The organism is Sodalis sp. (in: enterobacteria) (genome assembly GCF_047607725.1).
Taxonomy (GTDB): domain Bacteria; phylum Pseudomonadota; class Gammaproteobacteria; order Enterobacterales; family Enterobacteriaceae; genus JBLKSS01.
The window spans coordinates 1-2,697 of record NZ_JBLKSS010000269.1 but is presented as its reverse complement, the minus strand read 5'-3'; the positions used below and the strand labels follow the sequence as shown (position 1 = coordinate 2,697).

The window sequence follows — 2,697 nt, the reverse complement described above, 5'->3', positions numbered from 1 at the left end:
CCTGCTCAACCAGCTTAATTTTAAAGTCCAGCGGGAAATTAGGACGACGTCTTGAGGGTTTTGGTGGGGTTTGTTTCATGAATTGCGCCCATTAAAAAAATAATGGACATCATCTTCAATAACTTGATGGGGAATTAACAGACGGCGCTGGGCGTACGCTTACGATTGTCGGGCTGGCTGCTGGTCAGGTTCAGCAGCTTACCTGGGCCGACTGGCGCCTGGGGCGCGTCGCTGGGCGGCGCGTCGGCGATGGTGGCGATGGCGGGCGACTTTGGCGTCGATGTGCGGCTGGTGGCGTTTATGCAATATTTGCGGGTATTGTTTGTCGCCGCCGCCGCCGCGGTGGCGCATATTGCGATGGGCGAACAGGGGGCCGTCGCACCGGCGGTGCAGTGGTTTCCGCCGCTGGACTTTCGCTTTGTCGCTACGCTTGCGGTGGCGGCCGTGGGGGCGTATTCCCGCCGGTCCGCTGTTGCTGCCGATGGTGGCCGGCGCCACGCTGCACGCCACCGGCACGCTGACGCTACAAGTGCCGGAGTGGCTATTGGCGCTGGCCTATGCATTTATCGGCTGGAGCGTCGGCCTGCGCTTCACCCGCGCTATCGTGCTGTTGGCGCTGAAAACGCTACCGCAGATGTTGGCATCCATCGCCGGTTTGATACTGCTGTGCGGCGCCATGGCCTGGCTTTTGACCAAACTGCTGCCGGTGAATCTGCTGACTGCTTATCTGGCCACCAGTCCGGGCGGCTTGGATACCGTGGCGATTATCGCCACCGGCAGTCAGGTAAATATCGGTTTCGTCATGGCGATGCAAAGCCTGCGCTTATTCGCCATTTTACTGGTCGGGCCGGCGATGGCGCGTTTCATCTCCCGCACCTCCGTCCGGCGCCTGGCCAGCCAATCGCGCGGCTAACGCGGCGTCAGGCTGTCTGTAGCCGCCGCAGCTGGGCCAGCAGGGCGGCGGCGGTAAACAGCAGTAGCGGCACGGTGGTCAGCACGCCGGCGCAAGCTAGAAGCAAGTTAAGGTGCCAGCCGTTGGTGCCGAGGTGGCTGGTCGGGGTGTCGGCGACGAGAAACAGGTAACCGGCAGCGGCCGGCAGCAGCCAAAGGGTTTCTATCAGCATGCCGGTTTGGGCGTCGATGCCGATCTTTTTTCGCAGCAGGCCATACAAGGCAAAGGTGAGCGCCAGTCCCAAGGCGATAAGCGGCAGTGAACCGAACATCCACAACTGCACCAGCACGCCGGCGGACGCCAGCACGACCGCCAGCCATTGCAATCGGCGGAAACATTCGCCCAGAAACAGCATACCGAGCAAAACGTTGACCAGCGGATTGATAAAGTAGCCGAGACTGGCTTCCAGCATATGGTGGTGATTGACCGCCCAGATGAACAGCAACCAGTTGCTGCCTATCAGTACAGAGGTCAGCGCCAGGGCCAGCAGCAATTTGCTGCGCCGAAAAGACCGGCGCACCTGCGGCCAGCAGCCAGCGGCGGCCCAGGGTCAGCAACACCAGCATAAACACCGCCGACCACAAAATACGGTGTGCGAGGATTTCATTGGCGGGCACGTAATCTATCAATTTGAAATAGGCGGGAGCCAGGCCCCAAATAAAGTAAGCGCCGAGGGCGCACAGCACGCCTTGGCGGGCGGTGTTTTCGTTCATCGGTCAGCCTACCAGATAGGTTGCGGTGGCGGTGGCGAGATGATGCCCACGATTGTTGTGCAGCTCCGCGCGCGCCACGGAGATCTTATTGCCGCCGCGCAGTAGGTGGCTGGTGACGGTAAAGTGCTCGCCGTGGCCGGGCAGCAAATAATCCACCCGCATGTCAATCGTCCCCATGCGCGCCAAGCGATGACACAAATCCTGCTCCGACAACGCGGGCTGGCGCAGCAACGCGCTGGTGACGCAGGTTATTCCGGCGGCGACGTCCAGGACCGAGGCGATAACGCCGCCGTGAAGAATACGCTGCAGGGCGTTGCCCACCAGCTTTTCATCGCGCGCGAATTCAAGTTGTGCTGCGTCATTCTCATGTTGTGTAAGCTTCAGGCCTAATTCGCGGTTGAACGGCATATGATAGACAAAGATATCCCCGATCAAACGGCAGGCGTGATCGGCGGTAAGGGGGGTTAAAGGCATAGTAAATTCCGGATTGGGGCAACGCTCAACGCGCGGGGTAAGGGAAATTATATGTTCATAGTATGCTTAATTAATATGGCTTACTAGTCTCGGGTGGCCGCAGTCACTTTAGGCAGTTTTCCCTAAACGAAAATTCCTGGAGCGTGTAAAATGATTAGCTTTAAATGCTTGTATTGATGGGTTACGCGCTTTCGGAGAACATTTTATGCGCAAACTTTGGGGAGCCACGGCTCTCTTACTGGGATCGACTTCTTTTGTTTATGCACAGGAAGCCACGGTTGAGAAGATTCACGATACGCCGGCGGTGAAGGGAAGCATCATTGTCAATCTGTTGCAGGAGCACGACAATTGCAGATTTCGACGTATCCGATCATCTGCTCCGGCGACATCCGATCAGTTATTCCGATATTTTCCGATTACCCATTCCAGTGATATTCGATCACGTGTTCGCTCATCTTCTGACTCAGTTTTAGTCTATTTTTCCTGTGCTGGCTACTCCTTGCTCTTTGCGTAGTGATTCGCCTTTAAGTTCCAGTCGATAGCTGGGGTGTACTAGCC

The 2,697-nt window shown here is 57.5% G+C and carries 1 protein-coding gene and 3 pseudogenes; 2 read left to right on the top strand and 2 right to left on the bottom strand.

The window, feature by feature from the left end:
- Positions 1–165 precede the first annotated feature (165 nt).
- Positions 166–913, top strand: a pseudogene (locus ACMX3H_RS18120) (AbrB family transcriptional regulator); the annotation flags it as partial.
- Between the two features lie 19 nt (positions 914–932).
- Here ACMX3H_RS18120 and rarD read toward each other — a convergent pair.
- Together rarD and ACMX3H_RS18110 are read right to left on the bottom strand one after the other, a co-directional pair.
- A pseudogene (rarD, locus tag ACMX3H_RS18115) lies at positions 933–1,665 on the bottom strand (EamA family transporter RarD); the annotation flags it as partial.
- Positions 1,666–1,668: 3 nt separating this feature from the next.
- Complete coding sequence (locus tag ACMX3H_RS18110; RefSeq protein ID WP_415211785.1) at positions 1,669–2,139, bottom strand: thioesterase family protein; 471 nt, start codon at positions 2,137–2,139, stop codon at positions 1,669–1,671.
- Positions 2,140–2,344: 205 nt separating this feature from the next.
- On the opposite strand from ACMX3H_RS18110, the pseudogene ACMX3H_RS18105 reads away from it, so the two are divergent.
- Positions 2,345–2,488: pseudogene (locus tag ACMX3H_RS18105) on the top strand (phospholipase); the annotation flags it as partial.
- Between the last annotated feature and the right edge of the window lie 209 nt (positions 2,489–2,697).

What these genes read in the sequence shown, in the direction of transcription:
- ACMX3H_RS18110 (WP_415211785.1), bottom strand. Translation starts at nt 2,139, where the DNA reads ATGCCTTTAACCCCCCTTACCGCCGATCACGCCTGCCGTTTGATCGGG.